Below are 20,016 nucleotides of genomic sequence, written 5' to 3' on the forward strand. Positions count from 1 at the left end.
GCCTCAGCGCCGGCGGCCGGCTGAGCAACAACGCCATCATCGAAGCCGGGGTCAACGCCGACAACAGCCGCAATACCGACGGCGACGTCAGCCTGAGCGCGCAGACCCTCGATAACCGCGGCAAGAGCGTGGTCGCCAGCCGCCACCTGACGGTCAACGCGGCGCAAACCCTGAACAACCAGGGCGGCACCTTGAGTGCGGGGCAGAGCGCCAATATCAATGCCGCGACGCTGGATAACCAGAGCAAGGGGCGGGTTTTGAGTGGCGGTAGCCTCAATTTGACAGCCAGCCAGGTGCTCAATGGCCAGGGCGGGCTGGTGAGCAGCAATGGCGAACTGGTCGCCAATGTGGCGGCGCTGGGTAACGCTGGCGCTGAAATATCCAGCCTCGCCGGGGTGACCTTGAATGTTGCTTCGCTGGATAACGTCGCCGGCCTGATAGCGGCCGGCAGCGCTCTGAATATCAATGCCAGCGGTGCCTTCAACAACCAGGGCGGCAAACTGGGCGCCCGTGACATCACCCTTCGGGTAGCGGATCTGGACAACCGCCAGGGGCGAGTGATCGGCGATGCGAACCTGACGCTGAACAGCCAGGGGGCGATCAACAATGTCACCGGCTCGATGACTGCCGGCCAGTTGTTGAATGTGCAGGGCGCCAGCCTCGACAACAGCCAAGGCACGTTGCTGAGCAGTGCGAGCCTGAGGGCGAAAATTGCCGGGCAGTTGCTGAACCAGGCCGGCCTGTTGTCAGCGAACGATTGGCTGGCCCTCGACAGTGCCAGCCTCGACAACCAGCTCAAGGGACGAATCGTCAGCAAGGGCGGCCTCGACCTGAACACGGCGGGCATGCTGGATAACCGCAGCGGCAGCCTCAGCGCCGGTGGCGTCCTGACGCTCAATGCCAACCGGGTGGATAACCGTCTGGGCGGTTCGCTGGGTGCCGTCCAGGGAATGAACCTGGGGGCCGGCAGTCTCGACAATCAGGGCGGCAGCGTCTCCAGCCAGGGCTATCTGAAACTGACGGGGACCACGCTGAATAACAGCAATGGCGGCAAACTGCTCGCTAATGGCGACATCAACCTGAACCTCGAGCAACTCGACAACCAGCTCGATGGCCAGTTGTCCGGGCAGGCGGCTGTGCAGGTCAAGGCTGCGCGGTTGAACAACGGCCAGGGTGGCAATCTCTACGCCAAAGGCAATCTGGACCTTGCGGCGAGCGAGCAGTTGCTCAACGCCCGAGGCACGCTCAAGGGCGATGGCGCCGTTCTGCTCAAGGTCGGCAGCCTGAACAACGATGGCGGCAACCTCTCCAGCGTCAAGGACTTGAAGCTCACCAGCCCGGGCACCGTCAGCAACCTGGGCGGCACTCTGGTCAGCGGCGATACGCTCGACCTCAGCGGCGGCCAGCTCAACAACGGCGCCCAAGGCAGCATCTCCAGCACCAAGGCCCTGACGGCCAGCGTCAGTGGCCTCGATCAACAAGGCGGCAAACTGTTCAGCAGCACGGGGCTGAGCCTCGACCTGAACAACGGCCAACTGAATAACCAGGGCGGCCTGATCAACGCCCCAGGCCAGTTAGTGCTGAAGAACCTCAAGGATGTCGCGAACCAGAAGGGCGAGATTTCCAGCGACCAGGGGTTCACGCTGGCGGCACACATGCTGGACAACACCGCTGGCAAGATTGCCAGTCACGACGCGCTGGTGCTGCGCATTGATCGAGCCCTGAACAACCTCAGGGGGTTGGTGTCGGCCAATGGGCTGGATGTGCGAGCCGCCAGCATCGACAACACCAGCGGCACGATGGGCAGCGCTTCGGGCCTGGCCTTGAACGTTGAAGGTGCGGTGATCAACGTCAATGGCTCCGTTTCCAGTGCCGGGTTATCGACCTTCAAGGCGATGAGTCTGGACAACACCCAAGGCCAGCTGACGGCCGACCTTGGTCTTGGCGTCGAGTTGAGCGGGGCATTGAATAACCAAGGCGGCAAGGTCGGCTCCGGCAAGGCGCTGAACCTGGCCGCCGGCAGCCTCGACAACCGCGCGGCGGGAACGCTGCTGGCTGTCGACGGCAGCCTGACGGCAAAAGTTGCTGGAGCCTTCGATAATCGGGAGTTGGGGAAACTCAGGGCCGGCGCTGGCATCGAGCTGACCACCGGCCGTCTGGACAACCGTGGCGGCAGCCTGTCCGGCAAGGATCAACTGACCTTGCGCAGCGACCTGGCGGATAACCGGGGAGGGCTGATCCAGGCCGAGAAGGACCTGCGGTTACTGGTCGGACAGTTGGATAACCGCGACAAGGGCGTGGTGACCGGCAAGGCGGCGATGAACTATGAAGGCTCGCGGCTGGACAACAGCGGCGGCCTGCTCAGTGCGATCGGTCCGTTGACGCTCAAGGCCCTGGAAGTCTCCAACGGCAAAGGCCGCATCGCCAGTCAGGACGATCTCGTCGCAACCCTCGACACCTTGAACCAGCAAGGGGGGGAGTTGGCCGCCAAAGGCAGTTTGTTGCTGACTGGCAAGACCCTGGACAATCGCGGCGGCCTGGTGGGCAGCACCCACGCATTGACCCTCAATGTAGACCAGGTGGACAACCGGGCGGGGGAGATCTCCAGTACCGAAAGCAGCCTGAGCCATACGGGCCAGCGTCTGGACAACAGCGACGGTGGCAAGCTGCTGTCCGCTAGCGACCTGCAGTTGACCGTGGCGCAACTGATCAACCAGACCAAGGGCAAGCTGTTTGCCAAGGGCGCGGCTCACCTGGCCGGCACCACACTCGATAACGCCGGCGGTAGTTTCTCTGGTCTCAAGGGCCTGGATATCCGCCTGGATGGGGCCCTGCTCAACAACACCGGATTGCTCAGCAGCGAAGAGGCACTGACCCTCAATGTCGCCACGCTGGACAACACCGCGGGCAAGCTCAGCGGCGCCCGCGCCCTGTCGCTGACCAGCCTGGGTGCAGTGCTCAACCAGGGGGGCTCGATCATCACCGACCAAGGGTTGAGCCTGTCCAGCGCCAGCCTCGATAACAGCCACAACGGCGTGATCAACGGCAAGGGTACAACCCGCGTCACCACCGGTGCCTTGGACAACAGCCAGGGCGGCCACCTCACCAGTGACGGTACGCTGGAGCTGACTGCCACCCAGGTCAGCAACGGCGCCACCGGCCGCATTGCCAGTGAAAAGGACCTGACCGCCAGCGTCACGGCCCTGGATCAGCAAGGCGGCGAGTTCTTCAGCAAGACCCGCCTGGAGCTGGACCTGAACAACGGCCAGCTCGACAACCGCAACGGCCTGATCAATGGGCCCGTGCTGGTACTCAAGAACCTCAAGGATGTCGCCAACCAGAAAGGCGAAATTTCCAGTGCCCAGGCCTTCACCGTCACGGCGCAAAACGTCGACAACAGCGGTGGCAAGCTGTTGAGCGACCAGGGCCTGACCCTGCGCATCGCCCAGCTCCTGAACAACCTCGACGGGCTGGTTTCCGCTGCGTCCATTGATAGTCGCAGTGCCTCCTTGGACAACAGTCGCGGCATGATCAGCAGCCGTGGCGCTGTCGATCTGGGCGTGGCCCAGACCTTCAACAACCGCAATGGCACGCTGATCGGCGACGGGGCAGTGCTGTTGGCGGCCAACCGGCTCGACAACAGCGACGGTTCGGTGGCCGGCAAGGCCGATGTGTCGGCCAGCCTCGGTACCCTCGATAACCAGAACGGTCAATTGATCGCCAGCGGTGCCCTGAATCTGACCGCCAGCGCGCTCGACAACCGCCAGGATGGCCTGGTGGCGGCTACAAAAGCGCTGAAACTCGAGGTCGGCGAGATCGACAACCGGGGTGGCGAACTCTCCGGCAGCGCCGGCATCAGCCTGACCGGCAACCGCCTGGATAACAGCGACAGCGGTCAGATCATCGCGGCCATGGGCTTGACCATGACCCTCGGCCAGGTGTTCAACCGCAATCAGGGCCTGATCGACGGTAAGGCGGGTCTGACCCTGGATGGCCAGACCCTGGACAACACCGCAGGTCATTTGCTCAGCGGGCAGGACCTGCGGCTGGGCCTGGGCAGCGACCTGACGAACGATCAGGGCCAGATCGGCAGCGAAGGCACACTCGATGTCAGCGGCGCCAACCTGAGCAACGCTGGCGGCAGCCTGTCGAGCGCAGGCGCCTTGAAGGTCAAGGTCAGCGGTGCGCTTGGCAACCAGGGCGGGAAACTGGTCGGCGACGGCAGCGTCGACCTGCACAGCGCCAGCCTCGACAACCGCCAGCAAGGCGTGATCAGCGGCAAGGGAGTGGTCGGCGTGACCACTGGCGCCTTCGACAACAGCCAGAAGGGTAGCCTGAACAGTGGCGACAGCCTGACCCTCAGCGCCGGCCAGGTCACCAATCGGGACGGCGGCAGCATCGGCAGCGTCAAGGCGCTCACGGCCAGCGTTACCGGCCTCGACCAGATGGGCGGCAAGCTCTTCAGCGAAACGAGCCTCACCCTCGACCTGCATCAGGGGCAACTGAATAACCGCAACGGCCTGATCAATGCCCCGTTGCTGGTACTCGACAACCTCAAGGGCGTCGCCAACCAGGGCGGTGAAATCTCCAGTGCCCAGGCCTTCGCGCTTGCCGCCGACAGCCTCGACAACAGCAACGGCAAGCTCCTCGGCAACCAGGCCGTGACCCTGCGGGTCAACCAGGCCTTGAGCAACCTCAAGGGTCAGATTGCCGCGGCGGCCCTCGATGTACGCGCCGCCAGCCTGGACAACGCCGAGGGAACCGTTAACAGCCGTAGCGATTTGAACCTGAACATTGCCGGCCTGTTGAGCAATCGAGACAAAGGCCTGATCAACGCGAAGCAGAACCTGACACTCGGCAGCGCCGACTTGAACAACCAGGGGGGAACCCTGCTCGGTGGCAGCGCCGTGACCCTCAATGCAATGGCACTGAACAACAGCGCCAACGGCTTGATCAACAGCCAGGGCGGTTTGAGCCTGACCGCCCACAGCCTGAACTCCAATGACGGTGGGGAAGTGTCGGCCAAGGGTGACATGGCCTTGACCCTTGGGGCCTTGACCCAGAATGGCGGTCGCTTGCTGGGCGACGGTGGTGTGCGCCTCGAGTTGTCGGGCAGTGACCTCGACAACCGCAATGGCTTGCTGATTGCCAAAGGCCCGCTGAGCATCAACCGCTTGCGCGACCTGAATAACCAGAATGGGGAGATTTCCAGCAGCCAGAGTTTCAACCTTATCGGTCGTACCCTGAACAACAGCGGTGGCAAGTTGATCAGCCAGAACCAACTGGGGCTGACAGGCGACACCTTGCTCAACCAGGGGGGCCTGATCTCTGGCTGGCAGGGGCTGGCAGTCAATGGCGGCAGCCTCGACAACCGCAACAACGGCACGCTGTCCAGCCGCGGTGGCGACCTGGCGGTGAACGTCGGCGGTGCCTTGCTCAACAGCGGCGCCGGCGCGCTGGTCAGCCAGAAGACCCTGACCGTCAACGCGGCCAGCCTGGATAACAGCGCTGGCATCCTGTCCAGCGGCGCCGGCCAGCAACTGACCGTTGGCGGTCTGTTGAACAATGCCTTGGGCGGCTCGATCGACAGCGGCGCGGCCCTGACGTTGCAAGCCATGGCCTTGAGCAACGGCGGCAACATCAATGCCCAGCAGTCGCTGGGCTTTACCGGCACGACCCTGGATAACTCCGGCGGCAGCCTGGCCAGCAATGGCGCGGTGAGCCTCGACCTATTGGGCAACCTGACGAACACCAATGGCAAACTGGCCAGTGGCGGTCCGCTGGTGATCAGCCGTAGCAGCCAGATCAACAACCAGGGCGGCCAACTGGTCAGCCAGGGGTTGCTGAGCGTGCTCAGCGGTGGCCTGGATAACCGCAATCGCGGCACTGTCGCGAGCAACGACAGCCTGGTCATCAATACCTCCGGCGCCGTGCAGAACAGCGGCGACGGCCTGATCTACAGCCAGAACGGCAACCTGCAAGTCACTGCCGCCAGCCTGGGCAACGCCAAGGGCACCATGCAAAGCCAGGGCGCGTTGAACCTGGCCGTGAGCGGCGATATTGACAACCAGAGCGGCCGGCTCCTGGCCCAGAACGGCGATCTCAAGGTCAGCGCCACCAATCTCGATAACCGCGGCGGTACCCTCGCCAGCCTCAAGGGCGCGCTGGAAGCGCGTGTCGTCGGCGTGTTGAAAAACGGTTACGACCTGACCAACAACCGCCAGGGCGGCATCACTCAGGCTCAGCGCCTGAACCTCAGCGTATTGGGCGGCATCGATAACTACGGCGGGCGCATTTCGACCCAGGGCGGCGATGCACTGATCACCACCGCCAACTTCGACAACCGTAACGGCGGCTTGTATGCCAAGGGGCTGGTCAAGGTCAGCGGCAATAATTTCGACAACAGCGGCGACAACGACGGCCAGATCGCCGGTCACCAGGTCGACCTCAGCCTCAACGGTCACTTGAACAACCGCATGGGCATCATCGAGAGCGACAGCACCCTCAGCGTGCGTGCCGCCAGCCTCGATAACCAGACCGGTCAGCTTCGGGCCCTGGGTGCCGGTGGTAAGACCGACTTCCAGATCGGCGGCCTGTTCGACAACCGCAACGGCAAACTGGAAAGCGCCAACAGCGACCTGACCCTGAATGCCGCGAGCTTCCTGAACCAGGGCGGCAGCTTGTTGCATGTGGGCAACGGCACCTTCGATATCGCCACGGCCAACGTCACCAATGCCGGCGGCAACCTCGTCACCCGTGGCGGGCTGACGCTCGCCGCCGACAGCTGGACCAACAGCAGCGTGATCCAGGCCGGGCGCCTGACCATCAACGTCAACAACCTGACCCAGACCGGCAGCGGGCAACTGCTGGCCTCCACCAGCCTGGTGGGGACCGGTGGCAACTGGAGCAACGATGGCCTGATTGCCAGCGACGGTACGGCCAGCCTGACCCTGGGCGGCAGCTATGGCGGCAACGGGCGTTATACCAGCCTGGGCGACCTGGGGCTGACGGCCGCTGCCGTGAGCCTGGGCAGTGCCGGCAGCGTCGCCAGCGGCGGCAATGCCACGATCAATATCGGCGGGCAGCTCAACAACTATGGGCGCATGACTTCCGCTTCCGGGATGAACGTCAATGCCGGCTCGATCAACAACTTCGGGACCCTGGGCAGCAGCGCCAACCTGCGATTGGGTACGTCCAGCCTGCTGAACCAGAAAGGTTTGATCTTCAGTGGCGGCGACATGACCTTGAGCGTCGCCAACCTGACCAACCAGAACGGCGACCTGTACGGGCTCGGCAACGTGGCGATCGGCGGCTATGGTGGCGCTGCCCGGGCCGCGGGGGTCTACAACGTCTCCGGTTCGATGGAGAGCGGCGGGGCATTCGCGCTGAACGCCGATGTATTCCAGAACCGGACCGATGGCGCGGTGGCGTCGGGCAGCCGCAAGCTGTTGTCGGGCTTTATCGCCAATATCTGTAATGACTGCCGAGGGGGCAGTTACACCTTCACCTTGGCGGCCCGCGAGGTCTACGAGAGCGTCGACAACGACACCAGTGCTTCGGCGGTGCTGACCGCCGGCAAGGATCTGGTGTTCCAGGGCGACAGTTTTCTCAATAGCAAAAGCACGGTGAGCGCCGGCGGCAATATCAATATCACCGCCGACAGCCTGCAGAACATCGGCGCGCAGAATGGGACCATCGAGCGCACGCGTAAGTACCATGTACGCGACATGGGCGCTGGCACTACCGGGCGATTTTTCTCCGATGTCCTGATGCCCTACAACCAGCGCAACAACCCTGATTTTCCTTATGAGTACTATCTCGATCTGGACGGCGGTATCCACAAAGCCATTCCCAAATCGGGTCGTGTCAGAGAGGGAGGGCGAGAGGGCGAAAGCTATAACGTGGTGTCTCTCAAAGATGTCGAAACGGGGAAGGGGGTCAGTGCACGCTATGGCTATAACATCGTACTCACCGGCCTGAAATATGGCTTCGAAAACACGACGTTCTCCCAATACGACCCAAACAACCTGCTTGAACTGCCGAGCCAGCTGTCCCAATACACACTGCTCAGCGACGTCGAGATTGCCAAGGACAGTAGCGGTGCCGTCAGTACCGCAGGCAGCCGTAATGCGGTTATCCAGGCGGGCGGGAATGTTTCGATCACCGCTGCCAAGGACCTGCAGAACAGCGTCATCCATCAGGACTACAACGTCGGCGGTGGTACCAACAAAGTCGCCGACACCAAGGTGAATGCCAACGGCACCACCGTTGTGCGGATCAATAGCCAACTGCCTCCCGATCTGGCCCAGCAACAAGTCAACCCGTTGAGCCTGCCCGGCTTCGCATTGCCGACAGGGCACAATGGCCTGTTCCGCTTGAGTGGGCAGGGCGCAGCGGTGCAGCAGGCGACCCAGGCCAATAGCGGGCCGCAAGACTGGAGCATGGGCAGCGCCTCGGTCAGCACCGCCCAACGTCAACAGAACTTGCCGGATATTCAGGCGCGTAGCTTCCAGATTGCCGATGTTGCCCCAGTGGCCTCCAGCGATCGGCAACTGACCCGGGTTACTCGCCAGGTCACCGACAGCAACGTGGGTGCCAGCGCGCTCGATGTCAGTGCCCCGGCCGACAATGGCGGCAACCTACTGTTGCCAGGCTATGAGGGCCATGCTGGCGCGATCACTCAGGTGGGAGCCGTGCAGGTCGAAGGCGCCAGCCATAGCGCAGTTGCCACGGGGCCGGACCTGAGCGTGCCAACGCTGCCGCTGGCCCCCTCGACCGGCGTGACCACGCCTGGGAACAGCCAGACTCCCGGCGCAATGGTCGCGACACCAGTGGCCAGCCAGACCCTGGCCCGGGTGCAGGGCCTGCCAGATACCAGTTTCAAGGCCAATCCGCAGAAGTACCTGATTGAAACCAATCCGGTGCTCACCGACCTGAAACAGTTCATGAACTCGGACTATCTGCTCGCCAACCTGGGCTATAACCCCGACGAGAGCCAGAAGCGCCTGGGCGATGGTTTCTATGAGCAGAAACTGATCCAGCAAGCGGTCGTCGCCCGCACTGGCCAGCGTTTTATCGACGGCCAGACCTCGGACGAAAAACTCTTCAAGTACCTGATGGACAACGCCATCACCAGCAAGCAGCAGCTCGGCTTGTCGGTGGGTGTGACGCTGACCTCACAGCAGGTCGCGGCGCTGACCCACGACATCGTCTGGCTCGAAGAGCACGAAGTGAATGGGGAAAAAGTGCTGGTGCCGGTGTTGTACATGGCCCAGGCCGAAGGCCGCCTTGGCCCGACCGGTGCCTTGATTGCCGGTAACGATGTCAGCCTGATCGCCGGGCAGAACCTCGACAACGTCGGCACCCTGCGCGCCACCAACAACCTGTCGGCCACGGCGGGCAACAATCTGGTCAACAGTGGCCTGATCGAGGCCGGCAAACGCCTGGACCTACTGGCGGGCAACGACATCGTCAACAAGGCGGGCGGCATCATCGCCGGCCGCGACGTGAACATGGCAGCAATCGGCGGCGATGTGCTCAACGAGCGCAGCGTCACCTCGGCGGACAGCGTGGCACGGGGCTATTCGCACAAGGATTACGCCAACAGCGCCGCGCGTGTCGAAGCCGCCAACGACATGAGCATTTCCGCCGGTCGTGACCTCAGCACCCCTGGCGGCGTGCTGCAAAGCGGCCGGGACATGAACCTGAGCGCGGGGCGCGACGCCAATCTGGTGTCCACCGAGCTCAGCAACAGTCTGGTGCTGGGTAAAAAACACTACAGCAGCGATATCACCCAGATCGGCGCCGAGGTCAGCGCCGGCCGCGACCTGACGGTCAAGGCCGGTCGCGACATCAACGCCATCGCCAGCGAAATCGAGGCCAAGCGCAACATCGCCATGGCCGCCACCCAGAACCTGACCCTGTCCTCGGCGGCCGACGAGCAGCACTCCTACGAAAAGACCAAAAAAGTCACCCGTCAGGAAGACCACGTCAGCCAGGTCGCCACCACCCTCAACGCCGGCGGCGATGTCTCGCTCAGTGCCGGCAACGACATGGCGCTGATCTCCAGCCGCATCACCGCCGGCGACGAAGCCTACCTGGTGGCCGGCAACAACCTCGAATTGCTGGCGGCACAAGACAGCGATTACTCGCTGTACGACAAGAAGAAAAAGGGCAGTTTTGGCAGCAAGCAGACCCAACGCGACGAAGTGACCAAGATCACCCATGTCGGCAGCGAAATCACCACCGGCGGCGACCTGACCCTGGTCAGCGGCGGGGACCAGAAGTATCAGGCCGCCAAGCTGGAAAGCGGCAATGACCTGACGTTGCAGAGCGGTGGGGAGATCACCTTCGAGGGGGTGAAGGATCTGCATCAGGAGAGTCACGAAAAGACCAACAACAACGCGGCCTGGGTTTCCTCCAAAGGCAAGGGCAATACCGACGAAACCCTGCGCCAGACGCAGATGCTGGCCGCCGGCGACATCGTGATCAAAGCCGTTGACGGCTTGAAGATCGACGTCAAACAGGTGGATCAGCAAACCGTCAGCCAGAGCATCGATGCGATGGTGAAGGCCGATCCGCAACTGGCCTGGCTGAAACAGGCCGAAGCTCGGGGCGATGTGGATTGGCGGCAAGTGAAAGAGATTCATGAGTCCTTCAAATACAGCAACTCGGGGCTGGGGCCGGCTTCGCAGATCATCATTGCGATCGTGATGGCGGCGGTGGTTGGGCCTGCTGCTGCCGCGATGGCCGGTGGTAGTACCACGGGCGCTGTGGTCGGTGCTGTCGCGGCAAACGCTTCGACCAACGCAACAGTCAGCGTCATCAATAATCGCGGCAACCTTGGTGCTGTGTTCAAGGACGTGACCTCTTCCGATGCAATGAAGGGGTATGTGATTTCGGGTGTCACAGCCGGATTGACGGCTGCTTACTTCGATGGTTGGACGGGAACCAAGACTGATCCAATCACCGGCAAGGTGACGGGCCCAGCCCTAAATACCTGGAAGGGGGTAGGTCAGTTTGCGAGTAATCAGGTCCTTCAAGGAGGGGCGTCCACTCTTCTGAGCAAGGCACTCGGACAGGGCGGTAGTGCGAACGACGCCCTGAAAAATGCCTTGTTCAACACTCTGGCGGCGGCGAGCTTCAATGCGGTGGGTGACTACACCAAGGATGTCCTGGCGGACGGCTCGTTACCTAAGATCGCGGTTCACGCGATGGTGGGTGGACTACTGGCTAAGGCCACTGGAGGCGACTTCAAGACGGGAGCATTGGCGGCAGGGGCTAACGAGGCACTGGTGGTGCAGTTGGACACCTTGGTCAAGGGAGACAAGAGCCTGCTGACCATGAGCTCGCAGATCGTGGGGGTGCTGGCGGCTGCGGCACAAAGCGATGCTGATGCGGCCAAGATGGAGAAAGGCAGTTGGGTTGCCAAGAATGCAACGCAGTACAACTGGCTATTGCATAAGGAGATAGAGGCAGCAGATCAGGCGCGGGAAGGATGCAAGGCGCGTGGAGGGGATGTTACAGGCTGTCAGAATAGGATTACCCAGGCTATGGACAGTCTGGACAAGGCCCGCAATCTTGAGCGCACAGAGCAGGCTCGACAGGTACAACTGGCTGCCTATCAACAGGGCATGACAGGGGAAGAGTACCAGCAGGCTTTAAACAGCTACTGGAACGGCATCGATCAGAGTCAGGTTGTCTGGTCTGGCTATGGTCCTGCGAACGAATGGGGATACATCGCCAGTGGAATGGGAGCCGGCTTTGTTGATGCGGCTGTGAACTGGCCTGGCAAGGTTTACGACGACACTGTCAATACGCTGACCCATCTGACGGATATTCCAGGCAATATCGTTCAGGCAGGCAAGGCGGGTATTGACTGGCTCAATAGCCCGATTCCTGCGCAAAGCCTGGAGCGCGCTGGTGACCAGTTGCTGTTTTCGACGCCAGATAAGTTAGGCTCTATAGTCTTCGACGCCGCTACTGGGGCGATCACAGCAGGTATTGGTGGTAAGGCTGTTGAGTGGGTTGGTGGGAAGTGGGTTGGTGCAAAAGGGCCAAGTCAGATCGTTGTGCGCAGCGATAACGATTTCAGCGCAACAGTCAACGGAAACGGCAAACCCAAAGCGTATATCAATGAAAACGGCGATTTGGTTCCACCCAACATCAATGGGACTGGCAGCGTCCAAACGCACGTGCGTGGTGGTAACCCTGAGAATTCGCCGTATATATCTGTTACTGATCCAAGTGCAACGTCGAATCCGAAAAATTATGGCACCGATAAAATTGAGATCGACGTAAAGCGCTTGCAGAAGGACATTGATTCCGGTGTACTTCCAGATACCAAGTTTTTGACGAATCAACAGGTGGCAGCAGAATTGCAATCGAAAGTGGATGCGGCTCGTGCAAGGTATACAAACAACCCATCTCGAAATAACAAAGATTCGTTGATTAACGCGGAGAGAGATTTGGGGAACGCTACGCGCGATGGTGAGTGTTTGATCAAGGGCTGTGTGCCGGCCGACTATATTAAAACGGTAAAAAAATAGGTTTTTTATGGAGCCGAAAACATACGAACTTTTGAATCACATTCCAAAACATGCGGATTATGCCGTGAGTGCAGGAGATTTGGATCCAGAGGATATTCCACAGGATAGAATTGACGCCGTGCTGGATTTGCTTCGTCATGCGAATAACGATGAGGAGCACTTCTTGGCTGCGAAGTTACTGACCAGTTGGGGCATCCATGAAGGGTTGATTGCCTTGGAGGGGAGAATGGACAAACCTGGAGGCATCGAAGGAGTCTATTTCCATCGACTACACGGATACGACGACACTTATCACCAAATACTCTTGGCTGTGACTCGGTATTTTGCCAACGTGGCTGATCGTGGAGATATCGAGGCTGCGAGAGTCCAGATCTATTCCCCCCTATCGAAAATCATTGCTTTGGCGAGTAGTGAACCGTTTGAAATAGCCAAAATTTTTGATTTCGCGAGTAGTGAAAACTACTCAGAGTATGTGCCTCTTGTTGAAAAGCACCTTGTCGCCATAATTGATCATCCCGAAATACATCGCTGGAAAATTTATGATGCTATTGAATTTTTGATGGTTTTCAATCCCGGTTTCGTTGCGTCTCTATTGAAAGAGAAAAACAAGACGATTGATGATTTTAGGCCTGTGACATAAGGGCGATAGCCTCGGTGTAAAGGAACCGTGGTTGCCGGAGAAGCTGCTGGTGCAGGCCCTAAAAACCCACTCCTTGCTGATTCGATATCACGAGATGGTGATCGTTTGGTTCTGAACCAAGGACCAATACCTACATGTGGTCATAACTCTTGTGGAATGGTTTTGGATACGATGGGAAAAAGGTTGATGTGGAGAGCCTAATTCAGAAACTTGCACCTTCTAAAGACGGTATTTTTCCTCAGGATGTTGCTAGCCTCATGAAGTCTGAAGGCGTTCCCGCAAGTGCCTTTAGGAGCAGAAATGTTGCTGACTTGGCCAGATACACTTCAGACGGAACTCCAGTGGTTGTTCAGGTGGTTGACAAAACTGGAGGATCTGGCTTCTCTCACTTTGTTGTAGTAGATGGGGTTACAACTAGGAATGGTGTTTCTGTTGTTGCAATTCGTGATTCGCACGGTAGTCAATATTTTAGTCCTGTTACTACCTTTGAAAAGAATTTTACGGGTGAGGTTGTCGTTCCTAGGAGTGCTTTGAAATGAAATTGAATATTAGATTTCCTAAGAATCTAGCTACTGATGCTTTACTTGGGCAGAAGTTAATTCCTTGTTTGTGCAAAGTGTCTAAAGAGTTTGAGGTTTCTTTTCTTGATCCTATGCCTGAGGTTTCGGGAGTTGTTTCTGAGTGGGATCGTAAGGAATTAGAATTAAGAGCTATTGCAGGAGTTGGGGGGCAGTATACGCACTACGCATTCGGCCGGATAACTCTGAAAGAAGTTGAGCTTGATGTTTATCAGGTTATAGATCTTGAGATGTTTTACAGGATTTTTGGCTGGTGTGTGATCTTGAAAGATGGTGAGTATGCGCCGCCCGGGGATTTCTGGGACGAAGAGTAGTCGGTTGTACGTTCAACTATCTAATGGATTAAATAAATGGGCGGCCTAACGCCGCCCACTACTACTTAAGCTGAAAGCCCTTCTTGTAATTTTCTCCCAGCCACATCCATCAAATCACACCCATCGCGCAGCATGATGCTGCAAACCAGCGTCAGTTCCTGAAGCAGAACAGGTTCGTGTCTAGGGGCATCCGCTACCGAAAAACTTTCCAGTAGTTGGGTCACCGCGCGTATGCGATAAGCGGCCGCATCGTGCAGCACGTCGATAGGCGCTTGGGTATCTATAAGCAAGGAAGGGATGTTGCAGTCGTGGCCCGTGATGGGCATGTATCGATCCATGATCAGACTCTCTACTTGATTGCTGAGGTCATCACTCAATCGTCGCCAAACGAAAGGGTGACAGCTGTACGCAGGTTGGCGAACCGGCAGTAGAGAAAACCGGCAGACCCGGAGGTCTCCCGCGCACAGCCGCCATAACGCGACTCTGCGGACGAGCGGACGGCTGCAAAAAAGCCATCAGCTTGCGCATTCTCTACTGTCAGGTCGCCAAACCCGAATCGCCATCTGGGCGACCGGCGGACTATAAGCGCGGGCCCGGGGGCAGGCAAGCCGGGGTTTTGTACAAATCGTGTAGATGATCTTCGGCGTTTATGAAACCGTCGCGGCCGTTCCGGCCGATCGCAGCCTGCGGCAGCGGCTACGGGGATCGCATCGGTTCGGCGTTTTTTTGTCGGGCATGGGGGCCTTTGGGCTTGGCCGCTCAACGGTCGATAGCTGGCGAGAAAATGCCTTGAAGCTCACCACCTTCCGACATAGCCGGTCGTTATTCAGCCGTGGAATGCCCCTCTCACCGACACGGTCCCTATAAAAACTGTCCATCTGGAAGGTCGAGATCGATGGTCCCTCTGGTCAATGCAGAGGCTGCCGCAATGGCCTTGGGTGAAAACAGGCGCAACAGAACGACTTTACCCAGCGTATCGCTGCATAACGCCATTTCGTGTCGATTGCCGATCAGCACTACGTCGGGCGCAATGGGCCAGCCGCCTGCCCGGGCATAGAAACGCGCCAGCGGTGGGTCGCAGGTGAAGACGCCGATATCGAGGTTGCTGTGTTCCATGCAGCGCGTAGCCGCGGCGACGGTCCTCAGGCCCAGGCCTTGTCCCTGGCAAGCGGGATCGGTCATGACGCAGCTGAGCCCGGCGATGTCGAATGTGTGGCCGGCATGCTCGATCGTTTTCATGGCGACAGCGGCGTAGCTGAGCACCCGATCGGGTGCGCAGATGTAGAACGAGAAGGTGTCGAACACGGGCGCGTGCAGCGGGGCGGCTTCGGCGTCTTCAGGCACGTCCGGCTCGGGATAGACGCGCCGCTGCAGCAAGGCGAATTCTCGCTGCAAGGCCGAGGAGGCCCGCTGGTAGGCGATGGCGTCGACAGTCCCGGGTTCCGTGGGCCTGAGGTCTGTCATGGGTGTGTCCTTTGTCTGAAATAGCCTGGCTGAGGGGGCGATATTCTCGCATGCCGGCCGTGTGGCGTTCACCGCGTCACCGCCCCCCACCGTTCCACTCCATATTTCCGGGCCAGGCACCCTGGCGCCCTCAGGCCTGTCCTGGCCGAACCTTCCCGGGGCGAATGAAGCTTTTGTGACAAAAGTTCGGTAGCACTTCGCCAGTCCCGTCATGGATATGTGACGCGCTTGAGGGGGCCTTCTGGCCACTGTTCTGAGCCGAGGCGGGACGCCGGGAGTGAGGTTATGGGGACTATGGAACGCTACGCGAAAGTGGGCATGCAGGAGCTGGACCAGCGGTTGTCGAAGATTGTCGAGGCCGCGCGCAAGAAGCCGGTGTCGGTCTACCGCTACGGTGCGCCGTGGGTCTGGATCGTTTCCCAGGATGACTGGCAGGGCGCCTTGAAGGAGGTGTCGAGCTATATCCCGCCGGGCCATTCGCTGGTGTTGCTACGCCCGCAGATCGACGCCTTGCTCGACCAGCACCGCGACATTCTCCAGGCCCTGGATGCCGAGCCCGGCATGCTCATCGCCCCGCGCACGGTGATGCACATCCTGCTGTTGCAGCTCTTGTACTCGGTGCCCGGCGAGCAGCAGCTGTACGAGCAGCTCAATTACAACCTGTTGTTCCGCTGGTTCATCGGCCTGGACCTGAACCAGAAGGTCTGGGGCCTCGGCGTGCTGAGCCGCGATATCGCCACGCTGTTGAACGACGCGCGGGCGGTGCAGTTGATCCAGAAAATCATCGGTGAAGTGTTCTGTGGCGCCTTGCTGCAAATGCCCGAGTTCTCGCTGAACTTCGCGCTGCTGCACAGCTGGCTGGCCAAGCACGCCACGACATCGACCTTGAGCAATTGAGGCGGCCAAACGCCGTACAGACGGCGACGGCGGTTTCGACGCGGTTCGACATTCTTGGAAATCTAGGGGGCGGTGTGGAGCATCTGTTCAAGAGATGGCGGCCGGGGCCGACCAGGCGCTGGCTGCCGGTGTGCGGCTGGCTGGCGCTGGTCGCGCTGAGCCAGCCGTTGCTGGCCGAGGAGGGCGGCCCGCTGGAAGGTGATGCCGCGCCAGCTGGCGCGGCGCAAGGCGAGGCCGCGCCTGCGCGGCTGGTGGATGTGAATGAATACTTCGTGCGCGGCAATACCGTGCTCGATGCCCGGGCCATCGAAGAGGCGGTGTATCCCTTCCTCGGTCCGCAGAAGGCCCTGAGCGATATCGAAGGCGCCCGCGATGCCTTGCAGAAGGTCTACCAGGCCCGCGGCTACCAGTCGGTGTTCGTCGAGCTGCCGGAGCAGAAGGTCGAGGACGGCATCGTCTACCTGCAGGTCAGCGAGACCAAGGTCGGGCGGGTGCGGGTGGTGGGGGCCAAGCATTATTCGCCGGTGGAAATCCGCGACGAAGTGCCGGCGCTCAAGGAAGGCGAGGTACCGGACTTCGCCAAGGTCCAGGGCCAGCTGGCGAGCCTGAACAAGACCCCCGGGCGCCAGGTCATGCCGCTGGTTCGCGAAGGCCAGCGCCCCGGCACCATGGACGTCGACCTGCAAGTGGAAGACCAGAACCCCTGGCAGGCCAGCGTCGGCCTGAACAACGACTACAGCGCCGACACCAAGCACCTGCGGGCGGTCACCAGCCTGGGTTACAACAACCTCTGGCAACTGGGCCACAGCATTTCCCTGACCTATTTCACCGCGCCCGAAGACCAGGACAATGCCAAGGTCTGGTCCGGTTCCTACACCGCGCCGCTGAACGAGCGCTGGAGCCTGCAGTTCGCCGGCTACCAGTCCGACAGCAACGTCGCCACCATCGGCGGCAGCAACGTGCTGGGCAAAGGCCATTCCTACGGCCTGTCGCTGATCTACAGCCTGCCGGCCAGTGGCAGTTGGGCCAACTCGTTCTCGGTCGGGGTGGATTTCAAGGACTTCGAGGAAGAGCTGAGCCTGGGCGGCAACAGCGACAAGGTGCCGCTCAAGTACGCGCCGTTCACCTTCGCCTACAACGGTTTGCGCTACACCGAGACTTCCCAGCTGGGCCTCGGCCTGAGCCTGGTGGCCGGCACCCGCAGCCTGTTCGGCTATGGCAGCTCGGACGAAGACTTCGACTACAAGCGCTACCGCGCCAACCCCAGTTTCGCCGTGCTCAAGGGCGATGCGAATTACACCTACACCTTCGCCAACGACTGGCAGAGCGCGTCCAAGGCCGCGTTCCAGCTGGCCTCGGGGCCGCTGGTGTCGAACGAGCAGTTCTCCGCCGGTGGCGCCACCTCGGTGCGCGGCTACCTGGCGGCCGAGCGCACCAGCGACGACGGCTACCTGTTTTCCCAGGAATTGCGCACGCCGTCCCTGGCCAAGTACCTGGGCGGCTATGTCAACGAATGGCGCTTCTACGCCTTCGCCGAGGGCGCGCAGATGTACCTGCGCGACGAGCTTCCCGACCAGGAGGCCGACTACAGCCTGGCCAGCGTTGGCCTGGGCACCCGCGCCAGCTTGAGCAAATGGCTTTCCGGCAGCCTGGATTGGGGTTACCCGCTGCTTGACGGACCGAACACCCAGAAACAGGACTCGCGCGTGCACTTCAGCGTGCAGGCGGCGTTTTGATCTTTCACGGAGTAACTTTCATGCAGCGCTTACTGATTTCCCTGTTGATCTGCCTGGGCTTCGTGCTCCCGGCGACCGCCCAGGCCTGGTGGCAGGACGATTGGCACTACCGCAAGCAGATTTCCATCGACACCACGCCGCAAGGCGCGGCCATCAACCAGGCCCTGGGCCGTACCGCGCTGCTGGTGCGCCTGCACACCGGCAACTTCAGTTTCGACGGGGTCAAGGAAGACGGCTCCGACCTGCGTTTTGTCAGTGCCGATGACAAGACCGTGTTCAACCACCAGATCGAAAGCTTCGACCCGCTGATGGGCATGGCCCTGGTCTGGGTCGATGTGCCGAACGTCGAGGGCGGCCAGCGCCAGGACATCTGGATGTACTACGGCAACCAGAAGGCCCCGGCCAGCGCCAACGGCCAACTGACGTTCGACCCGAACTACATCGCCCTCTATCACTTCGATGGCGCCAACGGCATGCCACCCAAGGACACCACCGCCTACGGCAACCACGCGCAGAGCGCCACCGGCGCGAGCATCGACGGGGTGATCGGCCGCGCCTTGCAGTTCAACGGCCAGCCGCTGCTGTTGCCGGCCAGCCCGTCGCTGCAACACAACGCCGACGGCGCCTTTACCTTCAGTGCCTGGGTGCGCCTGGACCAGGCCAGCGGCGAACAACTGCTGCTGGCCCGCCGCGAAGAGGCCGGCAGCCTGCTGCTCGGGGTCAACCAGGGCGTGCCCTTCGTCGAGGTCGACGGCCAGCGTGCGGTATCGACCCAGCCACTGAACCCGGGGCAATGGCAGCACCTGGCCCTGACCGCCCAGGGCAGCCAGCTGGCGCTGCTGGTCAATGGCCGCGAAAGCGCGCGCCTGGCGGTGGCGCTGCCGGCCTTCAATTCGCCGCTGGCGATCGGTGCCGACCTTCCGGCCGAAGCCGGCGCCGAGGCCAGTGTGTTTATGCCGTTCGCCGGCGCCATCGACGAGCTGCGCCTGTCCAAGGTGGCGCGGCCCGCCGGCCTGCTGCTGGCCGACGCCGCGGCCCAGGGCGCCGAATCGAAGCTGGTGGTCTACGGCGTCGATGAAGAGCAGTCGGGTTTTGGTTTCGGCAGCCTGGGCTTTCTGCTCAAGGCCGTGCCGGTGGATGCCTGGGTGATCATCGCGGTGCTGGTGCTGATGATGTTCCAGTCGTGGATCATCATGATCCGCAAGAACCGCACGCTCAGCCGCGTCAGCAGTGCCAACCAGGCTTTCCGCGAGCAGTTCGCCCGGGTCGGCACGCGCCTGGAAATGTTTGCCGACGATCATGAGCTGGCCCAGCGCCTGGAGCATTCCTCGCTGTGGCGCCTGTACCAGGTGGCGGTCCAGGAGATCCGCACCCGTCGCGCCCAGGGCGCCGACACCTCGTCGGTCTCGGCGGCGACCATCGAAGCCATCCGCTGCTCCATGGACGGCGTGCGCACCCGCGAGAACCAGCAACTCGGTTCCAAACTCTCGACCCTGTCCAACGCCATCGCCGGCGGACCCTACATCGGCCTGCTGGGCACGGTGCTGGGGATCATGGTGGTGTTCCTCGGCACGGCCATGGCCGGCGACGTCAACATCAACGCCATCGCCCCGGGCATGGCCGCGGCCCTGCTGGCCACGGCCATGGGCCTGTTCGTCGCGATCCCGGCGCTGTTTGGCTACAACCGGCTGATTACCCGTAACAAGGAAGTCAGCGCCGACATGCGGGTGTTCGTCGACGAGTTCATCACGCGCCTGGCCGAGCTGCATGGCGCCGGCCAGTCCAGCGAAGGCGCCGCCACGCGCGCGCATAACGCCAACGCCAGCGTACCGGCCTGAG

9 protein-coding genes are annotated in these 20,016 nt (G+C 61.0%); 7 read left to right on the forward strand and 2 right to left on the reverse strand.

The window, feature by feature from the left end:
- Window positions 1-128: 128 nt before the first annotated feature.
- The 4 genes from BLV20_RS20300 (at window position 129) to BLV20_RS20320 (ending at window position 14,080) form a co-directional block, all read left to right on the forward strand.
- Window positions 129-12,548 carry a hemagglutinin repeat-containing protein gene (locus BLV20_RS20300; protein ID WP_371914330.1) on the forward strand — a complete coding sequence of 4,140 codons (12,420 nt, stop codon included), beginning with the start codon at window positions 129-131 and terminating at the stop codon, window positions 12,546-12,548.
- Window positions 12,549-12,555: 7 nt separating this feature from the next.
- Window positions 12,556-13,188: a hypothetical protein gene (locus tag BLV20_RS20310; RefSeq protein ID WP_092304268.1), complete on the forward strand. Its 633-nt coding sequence runs from the start codon at window positions 12,556-12,558 to the stop codon at window positions 13,186-13,188.
- Between the two features lie 149 nt (window positions 13,189-13,337).
- Window positions 13,338-13,727 (forward strand): cysteine peptidase family C39 domain-containing protein, encoded by a 390-nt coding sequence (locus BLV20_RS20315; RefSeq protein WP_081002276.1) that lies wholly within the window; start codon window positions 13,338-13,340, stop codon window positions 13,725-13,727.
- Window positions 13,724-14,080: a hypothetical protein gene (locus BLV20_RS20320; protein WP_092304269.1), complete on the forward strand. Its 357-nt coding sequence runs from the start codon at window positions 13,724-13,726 to the stop codon at window positions 14,078-14,080. The genes BLV20_RS20315 and BLV20_RS20320 overlap by 4 nt, the downstream gene beginning before the upstream one ends.
- Window positions 14,081-14,145: 65 nt before the next feature.
- Here the strand turns inward: BLV20_RS20320 and BLV20_RS20325 are convergent, their stop codons facing one another.
- A complete protein-coding gene (locus BLV20_RS20325) occupies window positions 14,146-14,418 on the reverse strand; it encodes a hypothetical protein (RefSeq protein ID WP_053260991.1) in 273 nt (90 codons plus the stop codon).
- 523 nt (window positions 14,419-14,941) lie between these two features.
- On the reverse strand, window positions 14,942-15,544 hold the full coding sequence (locus BLV20_RS20330; protein ID WP_092304270.1) for a GNAT family N-acetyltransferase: 603 nt from the start codon (window positions 15,542-15,544) through the stop codon (window positions 14,942-14,944).
- A gap of 285 nt (window positions 15,545-15,829) precedes the next feature.
- Between BLV20_RS20330 and BLV20_RS20335 the strand changes: the two genes are divergently transcribed.
- The 3 genes from BLV20_RS20335 to BLV20_RS20345 all read left to right on the forward strand — a co-directional run bounded on the left by BLV20_RS20335 (window position 15,830) and on the right by BLV20_RS20345 (window position 20,015).
- Window positions 15,830-16,441: a transposase gene (locus BLV20_RS20335; protein WP_175540235.1), complete on the forward strand. Its 612-nt coding sequence runs from the start codon at window positions 15,830-15,832 to the stop codon at window positions 16,439-16,441.
- A gap of 74 nt (window positions 16,442-16,515) precedes the next feature.
- Window positions 16,516-18,177, forward strand: coding sequence for a ShlB/FhaC/HecB family hemolysin secretion/activation protein (locus BLV20_RS20340; protein ID WP_256577844.1), 1,662 nt, complete (start codon window positions 16,516-16,518; stop codon window positions 18,175-18,177).
- 20 nt (window positions 18,178-18,197) lie between these two features.
- The gene (locus tag BLV20_RS20345) at window positions 18,198-20,015 is read left to right on the forward strand and encodes a DUF2341 domain-containing protein (RefSeq protein ID WP_092304273.1); all 1,818 of its coding nucleotides are present in this window, start codon (window positions 18,198-18,200) and stop codon (window positions 20,013-20,015) included.
- Window position 20,016: the final 1 nt, after the last annotated feature.

Source organism: Pseudomonas sp. NFIX28 (assembly GCF_900107395.1).
Lineage (GTDB): Bacteria > Pseudomonadota > Gammaproteobacteria > Pseudomonadales > Pseudomonadaceae > Aquipseudomonas.